20 protein-coding genes are annotated in these 19,842 nt (G+C 66.2%); 3 read left to right on the forward strand and 17 right to left on the reverse strand.

The window, feature by feature from the left end; translation table 11 throughout:
• Positions 1 to 37 precede the first annotated feature (37 nt).
• Positions 38 to 1,492, forward strand: a complete 1,455-nt coding sequence (locus CEX87_RS03875; protein ID WP_094286040.1) for an FAD-dependent monooxygenase — start codon at positions 38 to 40, stop codon at positions 1,490 to 1,492.
• Entirely contained in the window at positions 1,489 to 2,094 is a 606-nt protein-coding gene (locus CEX87_RS03880) for a TetR/AcrR family transcriptional regulator (RefSeq protein ID WP_064428582.1), read from the forward strand. The genes CEX87_RS03875 and CEX87_RS03880 overlap by 4 nt, the downstream gene beginning before the upstream one ends.
• Here the strand turns inward: CEX87_RS03880 and nuoN are convergent.
• The 17 genes from nuoN to CEX87_RS03965 form a co-directional block, all read right to left on the reverse strand.
• Positions 2,091 to 3,665 (reverse strand): NADH-quinone oxidoreductase subunit NuoN, encoded by a 1,575-nt coding sequence (gene nuoN / locus CEX87_RS03885; RefSeq protein WP_064428583.1) that lies wholly within the window; start codon positions 3,663 to 3,665, stop codon positions 2,091 to 2,093. The two genes, CEX87_RS03880 and nuoN, sit on opposite strands and share 4 nt — an antisense overlap.
• Entirely contained in the window at positions 3,662 to 5,230 is a 1,569-nt protein-coding gene (locus CEX87_RS03890) for an NADH-quinone oxidoreductase subunit M (RefSeq protein ID WP_094286042.1), read from the reverse strand. The genes nuoN and CEX87_RS03890 overlap by 4 nt, the downstream gene beginning before the upstream one ends.
• The gene (gene nuoL / locus CEX87_RS03895) at positions 5,224 to 7,104 is read right to left on the reverse strand and encodes an NADH-quinone oxidoreductase subunit L (protein ID WP_064428585.1); all 1,881 of its coding nucleotides are present in this window, start codon (positions 7,102 to 7,104) and stop codon (positions 5,224 to 5,226) included. Before nuoL ends, CEX87_RS03890 begins: the two co-directional genes overlap by 7 nt.
• Before the next feature lie 7 nt (positions 7,105 to 7,111).
• Positions 7,112 to 7,411 carry an NADH-quinone oxidoreductase subunit NuoK gene (gene nuoK / locus CEX87_RS03900; protein WP_064394367.1) on the reverse strand — a complete coding sequence of 100 codons (300 nt, stop codon included), beginning with the start codon at positions 7,409 to 7,411 and terminating at the stop codon, positions 7,112 to 7,114.
• On the reverse strand, positions 7,408 to 8,178 hold the full coding sequence (locus tag CEX87_RS03905; protein ID WP_064394368.1) for an NADH-quinone oxidoreductase subunit J: 771 nt from the start codon (positions 8,176 to 8,178) through the stop codon (positions 7,408 to 7,410). Before CEX87_RS03905 ends, nuoK begins: the two co-directional genes overlap by 4 nt.
• The gene (nuoI, locus tag CEX87_RS03910) at positions 8,175 to 8,720 is read right to left on the reverse strand and encodes an NADH-quinone oxidoreductase subunit NuoI (protein ID WP_064417230.1); all 546 of its coding nucleotides are present in this window, start codon (positions 8,718 to 8,720) and stop codon (positions 8,175 to 8,177) included. The genes CEX87_RS03905 and nuoI overlap by 4 nt, the downstream gene beginning before the upstream one ends.
• Positions 8,713 to 9,954 (reverse strand): NADH-quinone oxidoreductase subunit NuoH, encoded by a 1,242-nt coding sequence (gene nuoH, locus CEX87_RS03915; RefSeq protein WP_094286044.1) that lies wholly within the window; start codon positions 9,952 to 9,954, stop codon positions 8,713 to 8,715. Before nuoH ends, nuoI begins: the two co-directional genes overlap by 8 nt.
• Positions 9,951 to 12,341: an NADH-quinone oxidoreductase subunit G gene (locus CEX87_RS03920; protein ID WP_094286046.1), complete on the reverse strand. Its 2,391-nt coding sequence runs from the start codon at positions 12,339 to 12,341 to the stop codon at positions 9,951 to 9,953. Before CEX87_RS03920 ends, nuoH begins: the two co-directional genes overlap by 4 nt.
• 51 nt (positions 12,342 to 12,392) lie before the next feature.
• A complete protein-coding gene (nuoF, locus tag CEX87_RS03925) occupies positions 12,393 to 13,709 on the reverse strand; it encodes an NADH-quinone oxidoreductase subunit NuoF (protein WP_094286047.1) in 1,317 nt (438 codons plus the stop codon).
• Complete coding sequence (gene nuoE / locus CEX87_RS03930; RefSeq protein WP_094286048.1) at positions 13,706 to 14,569, reverse strand: NADH-quinone oxidoreductase subunit NuoE; 864 nt, start codon at positions 14,567 to 14,569, stop codon at positions 13,706 to 13,708. The genes nuoF and nuoE overlap by 4 nt, the downstream gene beginning before the upstream one ends.
• The gene (gene nuoD, locus CEX87_RS03935; RefSeq protein ID WP_064417226.1) at positions 14,566 to 15,927 is read right to left on the reverse strand and encodes an NADH dehydrogenase (quinone) subunit D; all 1,362 of its coding nucleotides are present in this window, start codon (positions 15,925 to 15,927) and stop codon (positions 14,566 to 14,568) included. Before nuoD ends, nuoE begins: the two co-directional genes overlap by 4 nt.
• The gene (locus tag CEX87_RS03940) at positions 15,927 to 16,643 is read right to left on the reverse strand and encodes an NADH-quinone oxidoreductase subunit C (protein WP_094286049.1); all 717 of its coding nucleotides are present in this window, start codon (positions 16,641 to 16,643) and stop codon (positions 15,927 to 15,929) included. The genes nuoD and CEX87_RS03940 overlap by 1 nt, the downstream gene beginning before the upstream one ends.
• Entirely contained in the window at positions 16,640 to 17,194 is a 555-nt protein-coding gene (locus CEX87_RS03945) for a NuoB/complex I 20 kDa subunit family protein (RefSeq protein WP_015305533.1), read from the reverse strand. The genes CEX87_RS03940 and CEX87_RS03945 overlap by 4 nt, the downstream gene beginning before the upstream one ends.
• Entirely contained in the window at positions 17,185 to 17,559 is a 375-nt protein-coding gene (locus tag CEX87_RS03950) for an NADH-quinone oxidoreductase subunit A (protein WP_064394376.1), read from the reverse strand. Before CEX87_RS03950 ends, CEX87_RS03945 begins: the two co-directional genes overlap by 10 nt.
• 166 nt (positions 17,560 to 17,725) lie before the next feature.
• Positions 17,726 to 18,127: an Rv3143 family two-component system response regulator gene (locus CEX87_RS03955; RefSeq protein WP_064394377.1), complete on the reverse strand. Its 402-nt coding sequence runs from the start codon at positions 18,125 to 18,127 to the stop codon at positions 17,726 to 17,728.
• 15 nt (positions 18,128 to 18,142) lie between these two features.
• Entirely contained in the window at positions 18,143 to 18,676 is a 534-nt protein-coding gene (locus CEX87_RS03960) for a YceI family protein (RefSeq protein WP_064394378.1), read from the reverse strand.
• Positions 18,677 to 18,729: 53 nt separating this feature from the next.
• Entirely contained in the window at positions 18,730 to 19,122 is a 393-nt protein-coding gene (locus CEX87_RS03965; RefSeq protein WP_064417224.1) for a nuclear transport factor 2 family protein, read from the reverse strand.
• Positions 19,123 to 19,170: 48 nt separating this feature from the next.
• On the opposite strand from CEX87_RS03965, the gene CEX87_RS03970 reads away from it, so the two are divergent.
• A complete protein-coding gene (locus CEX87_RS03970; RefSeq protein WP_094286050.1) occupies positions 19,171 to 19,797 on the forward strand; it encodes a class I SAM-dependent methyltransferase in 627 nt (208 codons plus the stop codon).
• Positions 19,798 to 19,842 lie beyond the last annotated feature (45 nt).

The raw sequence follows: 19,842 nt of genomic DNA on the forward strand, positions 1-19,842 counted from the left end.
TATTTACGAAACGGTACCGTAACGGAAAGAGGAGGCGATGGTTTCCGACGTTCTCGTGGTCGGGGCGGGGCCGACGGGTCTGGCGGCCGCATGTGGTCTGCTGCTGCAGGGTGTCCGTGTCCGGGTGATCGACGCGGCGGCCGCGCCCGCGACGACGTCGCGGGCCAACTTCCTGCACGCCCGCGGCTCCGAGGTGCTCGACCGCCTCGGTGCGCTCGGCGACCTTCCCGAAAAGTCGGTGCGGGCGATGAGCATCCTGACCTACCTGGGCGACAAGCCGATCATGCGCATCCGCTTCGGCGATCCCGGTATGGATACCGCCGCTCCACCGATGGTGATCTCCCAAGCTGCGGTCGAGGCCGCTCTCCGGGACCGGTTCACCGAACTGGGTGGCAAGATCAGTTGGGGTACAAGGCTTACCGATGTCCACCAGCGCGGCGGGACCGTCACGGCAGTCTTCGCCGGTGGGAACGACCTCACCGCCGACTGGCTGATCGGCTGCGACGGGGCCGGCAGCGCCACCCGTCGCGCCGCGGGCATCGACTTCCCCGGGGTGCGCCTCACCGAACGCTTCCTGCTCGCCGACCTCCGCATCGACTGGGACCTCGACCGCTCAGGCACGACCGGCTGGCTACACCAGGACGGCATGCTCGGAGCGATGCCGATGCCCGGCGGTCTGTGGCGCATCATCGCCTACGATCCGCATTCGGGGCAGCAAAAGCCCACGGACGACGAGATTCTCGCGCGGTTGAACCGGATCATTCCCGAGCGCACCGGCCGCTCTGCGCCGATCGAGCACGCGGAATGGCTGTCGATGTTCAGCGTGCACCGCCGATTGGCGACAACCTACCGGCGTGGCCGGGTGCTGATCGCAGGCGACGCGGCGCACACGCATGCGCCGTTCGGCGGACAGGGGATGCTGACGGGTCTCGGGGACGCCGAGAACCTTGCGTGGAAACTGGCGCTCGTCACGGCGGGCACCGCCGACGAGAAGCTGCTCGACACATACGAGTCTGAACGACGTCCGCTCGCCACCGAGGTGCTGCGCAACACGAGCGCGGTCACCAAAGTCAATGTGGCGCAGAGCAGCATAGGCCGCGTTATTCGCGACCGTGTCGTGGTCCCGGTGATGAACCTGCCCGCAGTGCAGCGTTGGGTGACCTACCGAACCTCGCAGTTGTGGGTGACGTACCGCCGGGGTCCGTTGGCGGATCGGTCTTGCCGATTGTCGGGCCTGCGTCCGGGGGACCGTGTGCCCGGGATCTCGGGCGACGAATTACATGGGCGCTGGGGGCTTTTGGGAGCCGACGACAATCTGGCGAGGATCGTGACCGAGCACCTCGGCGAGACTCGGATCGCCATCATCGATCGGCACATTGATGGCGATCCGATGCTGGTGCGCCCCGACGGCCACCTCGCCTGGCGCGGACGGCAGCCAAAGGCGTTGCGCCGATGGTTGAGTCGTGCGCTGGCAACGGGCAGCGTGCGATGACGGCGCCGAGTCGGGGCCGGCCACGCAGCAAGGACCTCGACACCGCCATCTTGCAGGCAGCGCTCGACGTGTTCGTCGAGCGCGGGATCGCGGGTATGAGCATCGAGCAGGTGGCCAAACGCGCCGGCGTCGGCAAACCTACGATCTACCGCCGTTGGTCGGGAAAGGAGCAACTGGTCGCCGATGCGATCGAGGCGCATGTGAGCACGGACATACAGTGGCCCACCCGCAAGGAGATCACCGCCGGCAGCGTTCATGATCTGGTGCGACACAACCTATCCGGAGCCGCTCGCACAGCGACCGATCCTCGCTTTCGCGCATTGATCGCGCAGATCTTCGGGTCGGCCGTCACACATCCCGAGCTGATGCGGACGTACTGGGACCGCTACATCCAGCCCCGCCGCGACCTTGTCCTCGCCATGCTCGAGCGCGCGCAGCGCGACAGCGCGGTCGACGAGGACGCCGACCTCGAGGTTCTCGTGGACATGCTGGCCGGCGCGGTGACCTATCGGGTTCTGCAACCGAATCCGGTGACCGAGCGGCAGATGCGGCGCTACCTCGAATCCGCTTACCGTCAGGTCGGCCTGCTGTCACGCGACTAATGCAGGAACTGGTCGGCGTTGTTGGCCAGATCCAGAAGCGGTTGCGGCAGCGCGCCCAGCGCGAACGTGACCGCCGCGGTGACCGTCACGACCGTCGTGCTGAGCACACTCGGCACCACCAGCGTCGGGGCGTTCTCGGGCGGATCGGTGAAGAACATCAACACGATCACCCGCACATAGAAGTACGCGGCGATCGCGCTTGCAAGGACGCCGACAACCACCAACGGCATCGCTCCGCCCTCGCCGGCCGCCTTGAACACCGCGAACTTCGCCACGAAGCCGCTGGTCAATGGGATCCCGGCGAACGCGAGGAGGAACAGCGAAAAGACAATCCCCACAATCGGATAGCGACGCCCGAGTCCCGCCCAGCGCGCCATTGCGGTGTCTTCCTCGCCGGCACCGTCGCGAACCAGACCGACCACGGCGAACGCCCCCACGGTGCTGAAGCCGTACGCGAACAGATAGAACAGCGTCGACGACAGTCCCGCTTCGTTCGCGGCAATCACACCGGTGAGGATGAAACCGGTGTGCGACACCGCCGAATACGCCAGCATCCGCTTGACGTCGGCCTGGGTCACCGCTGCCACGGTGCCGACCACCATCGTCAGGATCGCGATCGCCCACAGCACGGGTCGCCAGTCGTCGCGCAGTTCGGGCAGCGCGACGTAGAACACGCGCAGCAGCGCGCCGAATGCGGCGATCTTCGTCGCCGCAGCCATGAACGCCGTGATCGGCGTCGGCGCGCCCTGATACACGTCGGGGACCCAGCTGTGGAACGGGACGGCACCGACTTTGAACAGCACACCGACCAGTACCAGTCCGATCCCGATCAGGGCCAGCGACGTCTTACCCGATCCCGCGGCGACGGCCTCCGCGATACCGACCAAATCCAACGTACCGGCGTATCCGTACAGCATGGCCACGCCGTAGAGGAAGAACGCCGACGAGAATGCACCCAGCAGAAAGTATTTCAGCGCCGCCTCTTGGGACAGCAGGCGACGCTTGCGCGCCAGCCCGCACAACAGGTACAGCGGCAGCGACAGGATCTCCAGCGCGATGAACATGGTCAGCAGGTCATCGGATGCCGGGAACAGCAGCATGCCGCCGATGGCGAACATCGTCAGCGGGAAGACCTCGGTCTGGATCACGCCGGCCTTGGTGGCCACTTGTTCGGCGACGCTGCCGGGTACGGCCGACGCCTGGGGGGTGAATCCGTCGAGGCCGCGGCGACCGCCCTCGGCGACCTCAGCGCCGACCTGTCGCTCAGCGATCAGCAGGACGCCGAGCACACCGACGAGCAGGATGGTGCCCTGCAGGAACAGTGCGGGGGCGTCGATGACGACCGCACCCATCACGGCCGAGCGGCCGACGGAGCCGTGCAGGGTACGTGCGAGCACCACCACGGCGACCAGGGCGGCCGCCAGCCCACCGAAGCACAGCACCAGCTGGCTCGCGTACCGGTGCCGCCGCGGCAGGAACGCCTCAACGAGGACGCCCGCGATGGCGACCCCGAACACGATCAGCATCGGGCAGACCAGACCGTATTCGACGGTCGGCGGGGTGAGGGTCATGGTCTCGGCCCTTCCGCGACTCTGGGTACGGGATCAGGTTGGTCGATGGTCGTCAGGATGTGATCGACCGCAGGGTTGATGACGTCGAGCGCAGGTTTTGGATACACCCCCAGCACGATCAGAAGGGCGATCAACGGTGCGACGACGACGAGTTCGCGCGGCACCAGGTCGCGCACCCGCTCGTTGCCCTCGGTGACGGCTCCGGTCATCATCCGCTGGTACATCCACAGGATGTAGATCGCCGACAGCACCAGCGCCGTGGCCGCGAACACCGCCAGCACCGGGTACCGCGTGAATGTGCCGATGAGCACCAGGAATTCGCTGATGAACGGCGCCAGACCGGGCAGCGACAGCGTCGCCAGTCCGGCGACGAGGAATGTGCCCGCCATCACCGGTGCCACCTTCTGGACACCACCGAACGCCCGGATCAGTCGAGTGCCCCTGCGCGACACCAGGAACCCTGCGATCAGGAACAGGGCGGCCGTCGACAGACCGTGGTTGATCATGTACAACGTCGAACCGGACTGGCCCTGGCTGGTCATCACGAAGATGCCCAGGATGATGAACCCGAAGTGGGAGATCGACGTGTAGGCGATCAACCGCATCACGTCGGTCTGGCCGATCGCGAGGATCGCGCCGTAGACGATGCCGATCACCGCCAGCGTGACGACCAGGGGTTGGAAATACGTTGACGCGTCGGGGAACAACTGCAGGCAGTACCGCAGCATCCCGAAGGTCCCGACCTTGTCCATGACCGCCATCATCAGCACCGCGCTGGCCGGGGTGGCCTCGACGGCCGCGTCGGGCAGCCAGCGGTGGAACGGCCACAACGGCGCCTTGACCGCGAACGCGAACATGAAGCCGAGGAATAACAGGTTCATCACGGCGGGGTTGACGGCGAACTCACCGCTGGACACCGCGGAGACGATCTCGCGGAAGTCGAACGTGCCCGCGGCGAACGTGTCACTCGAGGCGGTCACCACATACAGCCCGATCACCGCGGCCAGCATGATCAGACCGCCGAACAGGTTGTACAGCAGGAACTTCACCGCCGCCTTGCTCCGGTTCTCGCCGCCGAAGCCGCCGATGAGGAAGTACATCGGAATCAGCATCGCTTCGAAGAACACGTAGAACAGCAGGATGTCCAGCGACACCAGCGACATCAGGACCATGCCCTCGACGGCCAGCGTCAACGCGAGGTAGGTCTGCACCGACCGTCCGCGCAGGCCGGTCTGGCCGTCGGCGTCGTTCCAGCCCGCGATGATCAGCAGCGGCACCAGGACCGCGGTGAGCACTACGATCGCCAGTGCGATGCCGTCGACACCCAGGATGTAGCCGGTGCCGAATGACGGGATCCAGCGGTGGGATTCGACGAACTGGTACTGCTCGCCACCGGGTTGGAAGCCGACCGCCACAACGGCGGTGATCGCCAGGACCGCGATCGAGACGGCCAACGCGAACCATTTGGCCAGCACCCGTTGGGCGGCAGGCAGCAGGATCGTCAGCGCGGCGCCGACGGTCGGCGTCGCCCACAGCACCGTGAGCCAGGGGAAGTTGTTCACCAGAGTTGCACCGCCAGGATCGCCGCGACCACCAGAACCGCACCTGAAAGCATCGAAAGCGCATAAGAGCGGGCATAACCCGTCTGTAGGCGCCGCAGACCCGTCGACAGGCGGCTGACCAGCCCTGCCAACCCGGTGGCCGCGCCGTCGACCGCCTCCTCGTCGATCTCGACGAGCCCGCGGGTCAGCAGTTGGCCGGGCCGCATCAGCGCCGCCTCGTTGAACGCATCGCCGTACAGATCATTGCGCGCCGCGACAGTGAGCGCCGAACCGTCCGGGACGTCTTCTGGCACAGGCTTTCTTCCGTACATGCGGTAGGCGATGAGGACGCCGACGGCGACGACGGTCAGGATCACCGTCGTCACCACCCAGACGGGTGCGACGTGGTGTACCTCGTGTGCGCCGACGACCGGTTCGAGCCAGTGCTCCAGCGTGCCGCCGATCGCGAACGCCGCCCCCGAGCCCACGGAGCCGACGGCCAGCAGGATCATCGGCCAGGTCATCACCGCCGGGGCTTCATGCGGATGCGCATTGGGAGCCCAACGCTTCTCGCCGAAGAACGTCATCAGCATCACCCTGGTCATGTAGAACGCGGTGATGCCGGCGCCCAGGATCGTCACGCCGCCCAGGATCAAGCCCTTGACACCTCCTGCGCCGAGCGCCGCTTCGATGATCCCGTCTTTGGAGAAGAATCCGGCCAGCGGCGGCACCCCGATGATCGCGAGGTAGCCGAGGCCGAATGTGACGAACGTGATCGGCAGCGCTTTGCGCAGGCCGCCGTAGCGCCGCATGTCGACCTCGTCGTCCATCGCATGCATCACCGAACCGGCGCCCAGGAACAGGCCGGCCTTGAAGAAGCCGTGGGTGAGCAGGTGCATGATCGCGAACGCGTAGCCGACCGGCCCGAGCCCGGCGGCCAGCACCATGTAGCCGATCTGCGACATCGTCGACGCCGCAAGGGCTTTCTTGATGTCGTCCTTCGCGCAGCCGATGATCGCGCCGAACAACAGGGTGACGGCGCCGACGATGACGACGCCGAGTTGCGCGGTGGGCGCGAGGTCGAACACCGGTCCGGAGCGCACGATGAGGTACACACCCGCGGTCACCATGGTGGCGGCATGGATCAACGCCGAGACCGGTGTCGGACCCTCCATCGCATCGCCCAGCCAGGACTGCAGCGGCACCTGCGCCGACTTACCGCACGCGGCCAGCAGGAGCAGCAGGCCGATCGCGGTCAGCACGCCCTCGCCGGCGTTCGGCGCGGCGGCGAAGACGCCCGCATAGGAAATGGACCCGATGTAGGCGAACATCACCATCATCGCGATGGCCAGCCCCATGTCGCCGACGCGGTTGACGACGAACGCCTTCTTTGCCGCCGTCGCCGCCGACGGTTTGTGCGCCCAGAAACCGATCAGCAGATAGGACGCCAACCCGACGCCCTCCCAGCCAACGTAGAGGCCGAGGTAGTTGTCGGCGAGCACCAGAAGCAGCATCGCCGACAGGAACAGGTTCAGGTACGCGAAAAACCTTCGCCGCCCGGGGTCTTCGGCCATGTAGCCGACCGAGTAGATGTGGATCAGCGAGCCGACACCGGTGATCAGCAACACGAAACACATCGACAGCGGGTCGAGTTGCATGCCGAAGTCCACCTGCAGCCCGCCGACCGGAACCCAGGAGAACAACGCCTCGTGGATCGCGCGCTGTTCGGCGTCACGGCCCAGCATGTCGACGAAGAGCACGGCACCGACGACGAACGACCCGATGGCCGCGGCGCAGCCCAACAGGTGGCCCCAGGCGTCGGTCCGTCGTCCCCCGAGGAGCAGGATCGCCGCGCCGGCCAGCGGCAGCGCGATGGTCAGCCAGACAGGAATCGTCATCGCGCCTCTAGTTCTTCAGAAGGCTTGCGTCGTCGACCGAAGCCGACCGGCGGGTACGGAAGATGCTCATGATGATCGCCAGCCCGACCACCACCTCGCAGGCGGCGACCACCATGGTGAAGAACGCGACCACTTGGCCGTTGAGGTGGCCGTGCATGCGGGAGAACGAGACGAACGCGAGGTTGGCCGCGTTCAACATTAGCTCGACGCACATGAACACCACGATCGCGTTGCGCCGCAACAGCACCCCTGCCGCGCCTATCGTGAACAACAGCGCCGACAGATAGAGATAGTTGTCGGGATTCACTCCCCGCCTCCTCGGCCGTTCGTCACGGTGACGGTCCGCTTCTGCAGGATGGGGCTGACGGACAGCTCTGAACCGGAACCGTCAGGTAGGCGGGCGGCGATGTCGACGGCGTTGTTGCGCGCGAAGACACCGGGATTGGGCAGCGTCGTCGGATAGCCGCCCGGTTTGAACCGTTCTTCGGCGAGTTCACGCTGGGTCTTGCGGCGTCCGAAGCGTTCCCGGTGTGCCAGCACCATCGCGCCAAGCGCGGCCGTGATCAGCAGCGCGCTGGTCAACTCGAACGCCCACAGGTAGCGCACGAAGATGAGCGCCGCCAAGCCCTCGACGTTGCCACCCGCGTTCGCCTGCGCCAGGCCGGTGAAGCCGCCGACCGAGACGTTGCCGATGCCCGCGATGAGCAGCAGACCGAAACCGACACCGGTGACGACACCGGCAACCCGTTGCCCGCGAATCGTTTCCACGAGCGAGTCCGACGAGTCGACACCGATGAGCATCAGCACGAACAGGAAGATCATCATGACGGCACCGGTGTAAACCACCACCTGGACCACACCGAGGAACAGCGCGCCCTGGGCGATGTAGAACACCGCCAACACGATCATCGTCATGGCCAGAAACATTGCGGAGTACACCGCTTTCGGTGCGGCGATCACACCGAGCGCACCGACGACCGCCACGATCCCCAACACCCAGAACAGCACGGCCTCGGTGGTCGTGGTCTGCCCCGGGTTGTCGGCGGCCACGGCCGCGAGCAGGTCGAGCCTCATCGAACGTCCCCGGTGACCTTCTGGGTCTTTTGCTCCACGGGTCCGATATTGCCCAGGTAGTAGTCCTCGTCGGTGGCGCCGGGGGCCATCGGATGCGGCGGCGGCAGCATGCCGGACCGCAACGGCGCCAACAACTTGTCCTTACCCCAGATCAGGTCGGCGCGGTTGTCGTCGGCCATCTCGTAGTCGTTGGTCATCGTCAACGCCCGGGTGGGGCAGGCCTCGATGCACAGCCCGCAGCCGATACAGCGCAGATAGTTGATCTGGTAGACGCGCCCGTAGCGCTCACCGGGGGAATACCGTTCGTCCTCGGTGTTGTCGTCGCCCTCGACATAGATGGCGTCGGCGGGGCAGGCCCAGGCGCACAGTTCGCAGCCGATGCACTTCTCCAGGCCGTCGGGGTACCGGTTCAGTTGGTGCCGGCCGTGATAGCGCTTGGCGACGGGTCCCGGCTTCTCCGGATACTCCTCGGTGATCGGCCTTTTGAACATGGTTCCGAAGGTGACCCCGAAACCTTTCAGCGCGTCGAGGAACTTAGGCATCGGCTGGCTCCTTGGTTGCGGTCTGCGTGCTGCCCGGCAGGGGCGGGGTGGGGAAGATCTCCGGATCGAGCTTCTGCCGCGGGATGGCGCGAACGTTGCGTCGGCGCGCCGACCGCCACAGCGCCACGGCGATCAGCAGCACCGCGATGGCGCCGAGGGAGGCCAGCGTCGTCGTCACCTGACTGAAGCCCTCGTTGCGGAGCGCGCGCGCCGTGGCGACGATCATGATCCAGGCCAACGAGAACGGGATGAGCGCTTTCCATCCCAGCCCCATGAACTGGTCGTAGCGCATGCGGGGCAGCGTGGCGCGCAGCCAGAAGAACAGGAACATGAACCCCCACACCTTGGCGACGAACCACAGCAGTGGCCACCAACCGGTGTTCGCGCCATCCCACATGTTGAGGGGCCACGGGGCGTGCCAGCCGCCCAGGAACATCGTGGTCGCCAGCGCGGAGACGGTGGTCATGTTGACGTACTCGGCGAGCATGAACATCGCGAACTTGATCGACGAGTACTCGGTGTGGAAACCGCCGACCAGTTCGCCCTCGGCTTCGGGGAGATCGAAAGGCGCACGGTTCGTTTCGCCCACCATCGAGACCATGTAAACCAGGAACGACGGCAGCAGCAGGAAGATGAACCAGGTGCCGTCCTGGGCGGCGACGATGCCGGAGGTCGACATCGTGCCCGCGTAGATGAACACCGCCACGAACGACAGCGCCATGGCGATCTCATACGAAATCACCTGCGCGCTCGAGCGAATGCCGCCCAGCAGTGGATACGTCGACCCTGACGCCCACCCGGCCAGCACGATCCCGTACACACCGATGGAGGTCGCCGCCAGGATGTACAGGACGGCGACGGGCATGTCCGTCAACTGCAATGCGGTGCGGTGGCCGAAGATCGAGACCTCACCGCCCATCGGGATGACGGCGAAGGCGATGAAGGCGGGCACCGCGGCGATCACCGGAGCCGCAAGGTAGACGAACTTGTCGACTCCGGCGGGGACCAGACCCTCCTTGAGCGCGAGCTTGACGCCGTCCACCAGCGACTGCAGAAGTCCCCTGGGGCCCACGCGGTTAGGTCCGAACCGCATCTGCATGCGGCCCAGCAGTTTGCGCTCGATCAGGATCGCCGAGAGCACCGACAGCATCAGGAACGCGAAGATCGCGAGCGCTTTGGCGAGGGTCAGCCACCACGGGTCATGACCGAAGAGGGTGGGATCGGGATGGATCACGGTTCGGCCCGTCCGATCGACACGACATCCCCGGTGGACACCCCGAGGCTTCGGTGCACCGCTGAACCCGGCGAATTCAGGGGGAGCCAGATCACGCGGTCGCCCATGTCGGTGATGGCCAACGGCAGCGTGATCGTTCCTCGCGGTGTCCTCGCGGTGACCAGATCACCCTCCGCGGCGCCGATTTCGGCCGCGGTGGCGGCGGAAAGCCGTGCCACCGGAGCACGGGCGGTGCCCGCCAGATGCGGTTCGCCGTCTTGTAGTCGGCCTTCGTCGAGCAGCATCCGCCACCCCGCGAGCACGGCTTGCCCCTCGGCCGGCGGCGTCCGCTTCGGCGGAGCAACGTCCGGTGCCTCGGGCCGTCGACCCGCCCACATGCCCAAGCGCGATATCTCGTCCCCGGCGGCCGCTGCGGTCGGCAGGTTCAACGCGACACCGATCTCGTCGGCCAGGAAGGTCAGCACCCGCAGATCGGGGATGGCGTTGGTCTCCAGTGACGGCTGGAAGGGACGAAGTCGGCCTTCCCAGTTCAGGAATGAACCGGCTTTCTCCACTACGGGCGCGATGGGGAAGACGACGTCGGCGACCGCTGTCACCGCGCTCTCCCTCAGTTCGAGACTCACGACGAACGGTGTGGACTCGATCGCGGCCAGTGCCGCTTCGGGATCGGGTAGGTCGTCGACCTCGACGCCGCCGACGAGCAGGGCGCCCAGTTCGCCGCTGCGCGCTGCCTCCAATATCGCGGTGGTGTCGCGACCAGGTTCGGTGGGCAGCTCGCTGACGTGCCATGCCGCCGCGGTCTGCTCGACGGCCGCGCTGTCGACGATCGGCCTGCCACCGGGCAGCAGGTTCGGTAACGCGCCGGCCTCAGCCGCGCCTCGTTCGCCTGCCCGTCTCGGCACCCACGACAGCCGGGCGCCGGTCGCTTCGGCCAATTTGCTTGCCGCAGAGAGCGCTCCGGGTGAGGTGGCCAGACGCTCGCCGACCATGATGATCGCGCCCGGCAGCCGCAGCTGCGGGTCGTCGGCCAGCGCGTCCAGGGCGGCGGCCTCGTCGCCCGGGGCCGCGGTGACAAGGCGGCCTCGCAGCTTGGTCAGGGCGCGGGTGGCGAAGGGGGCGACGGAGATGACCTGCAGTCCCTTGTTGCGCGCGGCCTTGCGCAGCCGCAGGAACACGATCGGGGATTCCTCTTCCGGCTCGAACCCGGCCAGCAGCACCGCCGGCGCATTCTCCAGATCGGTGTAGGTCACCGTCATCGGCTGTCCCGCGACATGGGCGGCCAGGAAGTCGGCCTCCTCGGCGCTGTGCGACCGGGCCCGAAAGTCGATGTCGTTGGTGTTCAGCACGATCCGGGCGAACTTGGAGTACGCGTAGGCGTCCTCGACGGTCATCCGGCCGCCGACCAGCACGCCCGCGCTTCCGGCCGCAGCCGCCAGCCCGGTGCCGGCGACCACGAGAGCCTCCGACCACGAGGCGGGCCGCAACTTGCCGTCCTCGTCGCGGATCATCGGGGTGGTGATGCGGTCACCCTGGGTGGTGTAGGTGAAGGCCCAGCGACCCTTGTCGCAGTTCCATTCCTCGTTGACCTGTGGTTCGTCACCGGCCAAGCGGCGCATGACCTTTCCGCGCCGATGGTCGGTGCGCTGGGCGCATCCCGACGCGCAGTGCTCGCACACGCTGGGGCTCGACACCAGGTCGAAAGGCCGGGCCCGGAAGCGGTAGGCCGCCCCGGTCAGCGCGCCAACCGGGCAGATCTGCACGGTGTTGCCGGAGAAGTAGGACTCGAACGGTTCATCCGTCGCGATGCCTACCTGTTGCAGTGCACCGCGCTCGAGCAGTTCGATGAACGGATCGCCGGCGATCTGCTCGGAGAACCGGGTGCAGCGCGCGCACAGCACACAGCGCTCGCGATCCAGCAGCACTTGCGATGAGATGTTGATCGGCTTCGGAAAGGTGCGTTTGACGTCTTCGAAGCGAGTTTCGGCGCGGCCGTTGGACATCGCCTGGTTCTGCAGCGGGCACTCGCCACCCTTGTCGCACACCGGGCAGTCCAGCGGATGGTTGATCAGCAGGAACTCCATGATGCCCTGCTGCGCCTTGTCGGCCTCCGGTGAGGTGTACTGCGTGCGCACCACCATGTCCGGCGTGCAGGTCGTCGTGCATGACGCCATCGGTTTGCGCTGGCCCTCGACCTCGACCAGGCACTGCCGGCAGGCCCCCACCGGCTCGAGCAGTGGATGGTCGCAGAATCGCGGGATCTGGATGCCGATCAGTTCCGCGGCCCGAATCACCAACGTGCCCTTCGGAACACTGACCTCGAAGCCGTCGATGGACAACTGCACCATCTCGACTCCGGTGTCTGCCCCGGTGTCAGCGGTCTGCGTCATTGCGCCCCCTCTTCGCCGCGAACCTGCGGCCACTGCAGAAAATCGCCCCCATCAGCTCCCGACCCCTTCCGTAGCCATCAGCGTGGAGGCGTGCGGATCGAACGGGCACCCGCCGTCGAGGTGGGCGATGTACTCGTCGCGGAAGAACTTGATCGACGACATGATGGGTGCCGCCGCGCCGTCACCCAAAGCGCAGAACGCTTTTCCGAAGATGTTGTCGGAGATGTCGAGCAACTTGTCGATATCGGCCTCGGTGCCCGCGCCCGTCTCCAGACGTTCGTAGATCTGAGCCAGCCAGTAGGTGCCCTCGCGGCACGGCGTGCACTTGCCGCACGACTCGTGGGCGTAGAAATCGGTCCAGCGGCGCACGGCGCGCACCACGCAGGTGGTCTCGTCGAAGATCTGCAGCGCCTTGGTGCCGAGCATGGTGCCGACGCCGGCCATGCCCTCGTAATCCAGTGGTACGTCGAGGTGTTCATCGGTCAGCAGGGGAGTGGAGGAGCCGCCGGGTGTCCAGAACTTCAACTGGTGCCCGGAACGGATTCCGCCCGCATACTCCAGAAGTTCGCGCAGCGTGATGCCCAGCGGCGCCTCGTACTGTCCGGGGTTGGTGACGTGGCCCGACAGCGAGTACAGCGTGAAGCCCGGCGACTTCTCTGAACCCATCGACCGGAACCAGTCGATGCCGTTGAGCAGGATGGGTGGAACGCTGGCGATCGACTCGACGTTGTTGACCACGGTGGGACAGGCGTACAGCCCTGCGACGGCGGGGAACGGCGGCCGCAACCTCGGTTGTCCGCGTCGGCCTTCGAGCGAGTCCAGCAGCGCGGTTTCCTCACCGCAGATGTAGGCGCCCGCCCCGGCGTGCACGATCAGTTCCAGGTCGAAGCCCGACCCTTGGATGTCGTTGCCGAGGAAACCGGCCTCGTGCGCTTCGGCAACCGCGGCGTGCAGCCTGCGCAGCACCGGCACCACCTCGCCGCGCAGGTAGATGAAGGCGTGATGCGCCCGGATCGCATAGGCCGCGATGATCGCACCCTCGATGAGGAAGTGCGGGGTCGTCAGCATCAGCGGAATGTCTTTGCAGGTACCGGGTTCCGACTCGTCGGCGTTGACCACCAGGTAGTGCGGTTTTGCGCCGGCGCCGGTATCGCTCTGCGGGATGAACGACCACTTCGTGCCGGTGGGAAAGCCCGCGCCGCCGCGGCCCCGCAGACCGGACTCCTTCACCAGGTTGATGAGGTCGTCCGGGTCCATCGCCAGGGCCTTCTCCAGGGCGCGGTAGCCGCCGTGGCGGCGATAGGTGTCCATCGACCATGGTTCCGGCTCGTCCCAGAACCGGCTGAACACGGGCGTCAGGTCTGTCATGCGCGGGAATCCGTTGTGTCTGGGTCGGTTTCGACGGTTTGTGACTTCGGCGGGACGGTCGCCGACGGGCCAGGCGCGGACGCGTTCCTGGTGGCCTCGACACCCGCGGTTTCGTCGTCGAGCGTCTCGGTGGAAGCGGCGGAGGCGTCGGCGTCGGGCGCCTGCATGCCGCGTTCGCGCGCCACCCGCAGACCCGCCAACGTGGCGTCGCCGACGTTGTTGCCACCTGAGCGTGGGTCGGGCAGACCCGCGAGTGTGCGCGCGGTCTCCCGGAACGTACACAGCGGCGTCCCCCGCGTGGGTTCGGGAGGTTGACCGTCGCGCAACGCGTCGACGAGGTCGCGCGCCGACGACGTCGTCTGATTGTCGAAGAACTCCCAGTTGACCATCACCACCGGTGCGTAATCACACGCCGCATTGCACTCGATGTGTTCGAGGGTGACGCGTCCGTCCGGGGTCGTCTCGCCGGCATGGACACCCAGATGTTCCTGCAGCGATTCGAGAATCGCGTCGCCGCCCATCACCGCGCACAGGGTGTTGGTGCACACACCGACGAGGTACTCGCCGGTCGGTGTCCGCCGGTACATCGAGTAGAAGGTCGCCACCGCGGTGACCTCGGCGTCGGTCAGCCCCAACTGCTTGGCGCAGAACGTGATACCGGCGGGGGTCAGGCATCCGTCCTCGGACTGCACGAGGTGCAGCAACGGCAGCAGCGCCGAACGCGCCTGCGGGTAGCGCGAAATGATCAGCTCGGCGTCGGCGGTGAGCCGCGCCACGACGTCATCTGAATATGAGACCGGCCCGTTGATCGGCGGGCCGGGTTCCTCGGGTCGCTGACCGAGCTCGAGGAATACGCTCACCTGTCCACGCCTCCCATCACCGGGTCGATCGACGCCACCGCGGTGATCAGATCGGCTACCATGCCGCCTTCACACATCGCGGCGACGGCCTGCAGGTTGTTGAAGGACGGGTCCCGGTAGTGCACCCGGTAGGGCCGGGTGCCGCCGTCGGAGACCATGTGCACGCCGAGTTCGCCTCGCGGAGACTCGACCGCGACGTAGACCTGGCCCGCGGGCACCCGGATACCCTCGGTGACGAGCTTGAAGTGGTGGATCAGCCCCTCCATCGAATGACCCATGATCCTGGCGATGTGCTCGGGCGAGTTGCCCAGCCCGTCCGGGCCGACCTTCAGATCGGCCGGCCAACCCAACTTCTTGTCCTCGATCATCACGGGCCCGGGTCGAAGTCGGTCCAGGCACTGCTCGACGATCTTCAGCGACTCGTGCATCTCCTTGACCCGGATCAGATACCGGCCGTAGGAGTCACAGCCCTCGTCGGTGATCACGTCGAAGTCGTATGTCTCGTAACCGCAATACGGTTGGGTTTTGCGCAGGTCGTGCGGCAGCCCCGTGGAACGCAGGCAGGGCCCGGTGATCCCGAGCGCCATGCACCCGGTCAGATCGAGATAACCGACGCCGACCGTGCGGCCCTTCCAGATGTAGTTCTCGTTGAGCAGGTCCTCGAGGTCCTTGAGCCGCTTGGGCATCAGGTCGAGCACCTCACGGATCTGCGGCACTGCCTCGTCGGGAAGGTCCACCGCCACCCCGCCCGGACGAACGTACGCGCTGTTCATCCGCAGGCCCGTCACCGTCTCGAACACCGACAGGATCTGCTCGCGTTCACGGAATCCGTAGAACATCGCGCTCATCGCGCCCAGTTCCATCCCGCCGGTCGCCAGCGCGACAAGATGCGAGGAGATGCGGTTGAGCTCCATCATCATCACGCGAATGACGCTGGCGCGCTCGGGGATCGCGTCGGTGACGCCCAACAGTTTCTCGACGCCCAGACAGTAGGCCGTCTCGTTGAAGAACGGCGACAGATAGTCCATCCGCGTGACGAACGTGACGCCCTGCGTCCAGTTGCGGAACTCGAGGTTCTTCTCGATTCCGGTGTGCAGGTAGCCGATTCCGCAGCGGGCGGAGATGACCGTCTCACCCTCGATCTCGAGGACCAGCCGAAGCACACCGTGGGTGGAGGGGTGCTGCGGACCCATGTTCACGACGATGCGTTCGCCTGCGTGGGCCGCGGCCGCATCCTTGGCGGCCTGGACCACTTGGTCCCAATCCTGGCCGCCGACAACGATTACCGTCTCGTTGTTGTCCGACGCGGCCGAGGATGAAGCGCCGCCCTGCGTGGGCGGGACGTGCGAAATGCTCATCAGCTGTAGACCCTCCGTTGATCGGGCGGAGGAATCTCGGCGCCGTGATACTCCACCGGGATGCCGCCCAACGGGTAGTCCTTGCGCTGCGGGTGCCCCACCCAGTCGTCGGGCATCTCGATCCGGGTCAGGGCGGGATGCCCGTCGAAGATGATGCCGAAGAAGTCGTAGGTCTCGCGTTCGTGCCAGTCGGTGGTGGGATAGACCTCGAACAGCGACGGGATGTGCGGGTCATCGTCGGGTGCGGCGACCTCGATCAAGATCCGCCGGTTGTGGGTGATGGACATCAGCGGATACACCGCGTGCAGTTCGCGCCCGACTTTGTCGGGGTAGTGCACCCCACTGACTCCGAGGCACAACTCGAAACGCAACTGCGGATCGTCCCGCAGCGCACGGGCCACGATAGGCAGCTGGTCACGCTGCACCTCGAGGGTCAGCTCGTCGCGGTGCACCACGACCCGCTCGATCGATGCCGCGTAACCGTCCTCGCCGAGCACCTCGGCGAGCCGATCGACGACCTCGTCGAAATAGCGGCCGTAGGGACGTGGTGAGCTGCCGGGCAGCGCGACGGGTCGCACCAGGCGCCCGTAGCCGGAGGTGTCACCTGACCCCTTAACCCCGAACATTCCGCGGCGGACACCGATGATCTTCGGTGCGCCCGCTTCGGCGCCGTTGCCGTTCGTCGCGTTCTGCTTTTCATCCGGGCCGGCGGTCATCGCAGCAGCCCCTTGAGCTCGATGGTCGGCGTGACGGCCAGCGCGGCCTGCTCGGCCTCGCGGATCGCCTCTTCGCGGTGCACGCCGAGCGGCATCTCCTGAATCTTGTCGTGCAGCTTCAGGATCGCGTGCAGCAGCATCTCCGGGCGCGGCGGGCAACCGGGCAGGTAGATGTCCACCGGGACGACGTGATCGACACCCTGGACGATCGCGTAGTTGTTGAACATCCCGCCCGAGGATGCGCACACTCCCATCGCCAGAACCCACTTCGGCTCAGCCATCTGGTCGTAGATCTGCCGCAGCACCGGCGCCATCTTCTGGCTGACCCGCCCCGCGACGATCATCAGGTCGGCCTGGCGGGGCGTGGCCGAGAACCGCTCCATGCCGAACCGTGAGATGTCGAACCGCGGGCCTGCCGTGGCCATCATCTCGATCGCGCAGCACGCCAGCCCGAACGTCGCGGGCCACAGCGAGCCCTTGCGGATGTAACCCGCCACTTTCTCGACCGTGGACAGCAGGATCCCGCCCGGCAACTTCTCCTCTAGTCCCATGCCAGACCTCCCCGTCGCCACACATAGGCGTAGGCGACGAACACCGTCGCCATGAACAGCAGCATCTCTATCAGCGCAAACAGCCCAAGATTGTCGAAAGCAACCGCCCACGGGTACAGGAAGACGATCTCGATGTCGAAGATGATGAACAACATCGCGGTCAGGTAGTACTTGATCGGAAACCGCTGGCCGGTCGGCTGACCGGACGCACCCCCGTGCGGCACCGGCTCGATGCCGCATTCGTAGGCCTCGAGCTTGGCCCTGTTGTAGCGACGCGGGCCGACCAGCAGAGCAATGGCAACCGAGCCGACCGCGAACGCCGCCGCAATAGCGCCAAGCACCAGGATTGGCGTGTACAAATCCATACCGAGCAAACGCTCCCTCGTGGGCTGTTCGATGTGAGCTTACCCACACCCTAGCGCCCTTTGGGATGCGCGCCACACCTTTTGGTTAGTATCGCTATTGGCAACGCGTGGCTATGTCGTCATGCCTCGAATAGGCAAGTGCGACAGCGGTTTACGTGTTTTCTGGCTATTGCACCAGGGTGCGCAGCAGCGAGGCCACGGCGTCGCCGAGCCGGATCGGATCGATCGGGTGGGGAACTGCGGCTTCGGCGCGCGACCAGCGGGCCAGCCATGCGTCATCGGGACGGCCGGTGAGCACCAGGATCGGCGGGCAATCCTCGATCTCGTCCTTGAGCTGCTTGGCGATTCCCATCCCGCCGACGGGGGTGGCCTCGCCGTCGAGGATCACCAGATCGAACCCGCCTTCATCCATCTGGCGAATGACCATGGGGCCGGTCGCCACCTCGACGTAGGTCAGCTCTGGCAACTCCGGATGCACCCGCTTACCGAGCGCGAGTTGTACCTCTTCGCGGGTCCTGGGGTTGTCGCTGTAGACGAGGACCCGCAGCGGACGCGATGACTCGGCCATGCCGTGATCGTACGGCTAGCGGGTGTGCCGGAACACCAAGTCGCCGGAGATCGTCGACTTGTCACCGATCATGCCCACCAGGTTGCCGTCGACGCCGAACTCTCGCCGGCTGACGGTGGCCTCGGTGACCAGCCGCATCCCGCCGTCGCCGACCGGTGTGACCTTGGTTCGCAGCGTCAGGGGTTTGGTCGTGCCCTTGATGGTCAGTTCGGCGCGCAGGTCGATGGTGTCGCCGTCGATCGCGTCGGCTCCGGTGATGAGCACGCTGATCTCCGGATGGGTTTCTGCGCCAAAGAAATCGGCGGAGTGCAGATGTTCGTCACGCTTGCGGATACCGGTGCGCAGCGACGCGGCGTTGATCTCGATGTGTCCGGAAACCGTTTGCGGAGACGATAATTGGCCGTCACCGCTGAACTCGGTGAACCGGCCCTTGACGGGTACCAGGCCCCACATCGACTTGCTGCGCACCCCGATCGTGGACTGAGCCGGGTCCAGCGTCCATGTTCCTGTCGAGGCGGGATCGCTGAAAAGCTCACTCAGGCTTACCATGTGGTCTCCTAGCTCAGTTTGTCGGATGCTTGTGACCGGTGTCGTCGGCCGGGTCACGTGGTGGGCTCGAGCAACGGAGCGATCTCCGCTGGGTCGAAGTACTCGTCGATCCGGCTGATCCGCCCGTCGGCGCCCAGTTTGATGATGATGCCCACACGCATCGCGATGACGCCGCCGTTGTGTCCGGTCGCGTGCAGGATGTGCTGCTGGACCAGCCCTCCGTCGAACAGCTGACGATCGATGACCTGGTATCGGCGTTGTGAGGTGGTGTCGATGAACCAGTGCAGGACTCGAAGCGCCCGGTCCTTGTCACGGTCGCGGTCGGCGACCTTCCAGACCACGATGTCGTCGTGCCACAGCCGCGAAATGGCGTCGCGGTCGCCGGCCTCGATAGCCGCGAACAAGCGATCCGCCACGTCGGTGACAACGTCGTGGGCAACGGTCACGTGATCCTCCTTGACCTCAACACCGATTGAGGTTGAACACTGGCGGGCATGGATGTGACACCTACTCTCTCGCTATTCGACGACGCCTACAAGAGCGGAACCGCACCGTGGGTGATCGGCGAGCCGCAGCCGGCGATCGTCGACCTGGAACGCGCGGGCCTGATCCGGGGCGCGGTGCTCGACGTCGGCTGTGGCGCCGGTGAGCATACGATCCTGCTCGCCGGCCTCGGCTACGACGTGCTCGGCGTCGACTACGCGCCATCGGCGGTCGAGCACGCCCGCAGAAACGCCGAGGTCAAGGGCGTCGAGGCGCGTTTCGAGGTCGCCGATGCGATGGATCTCGGGGAGGCCGCCTACGACACCATCGTCGACAGCGCGCTGTTCCACATCTTCGACGAGACCGACCGCGCGAGGTACGTGCGCAGTCTGCACGCGGCGTGCCGGCCGGGCGGGCTGGTACACGTGCTCGCGCTCTCCGACCGCGGCCGCGGATTCGGCCCGCAGGTCAGCGAATCCGACATCCGCGACGCGTTCGGCGACGGGTGGGTCCTCGAGTCGCTGGGGGAGACCACCTACCGCGGCATCGTTCAGCCCGCCCAGGCCGACGCGATCGGATCGGCGGCGGGAACTCTCGTCGACGAACCGGCATGGCTGGCCCGAATCCGCCGCCCCTGACGCGATTTGTGCACGATCGGGAGCGCTCACCGCTCCTCGATGTGC

Source organism: Mycobacterium lehmannii (assembly GCF_002245535.1).
Classification (GTDB): domain Bacteria; phylum Actinomycetota; class Actinomycetes; order Mycobacteriales; family Mycobacteriaceae; genus Mycobacterium; species Mycobacterium lehmannii.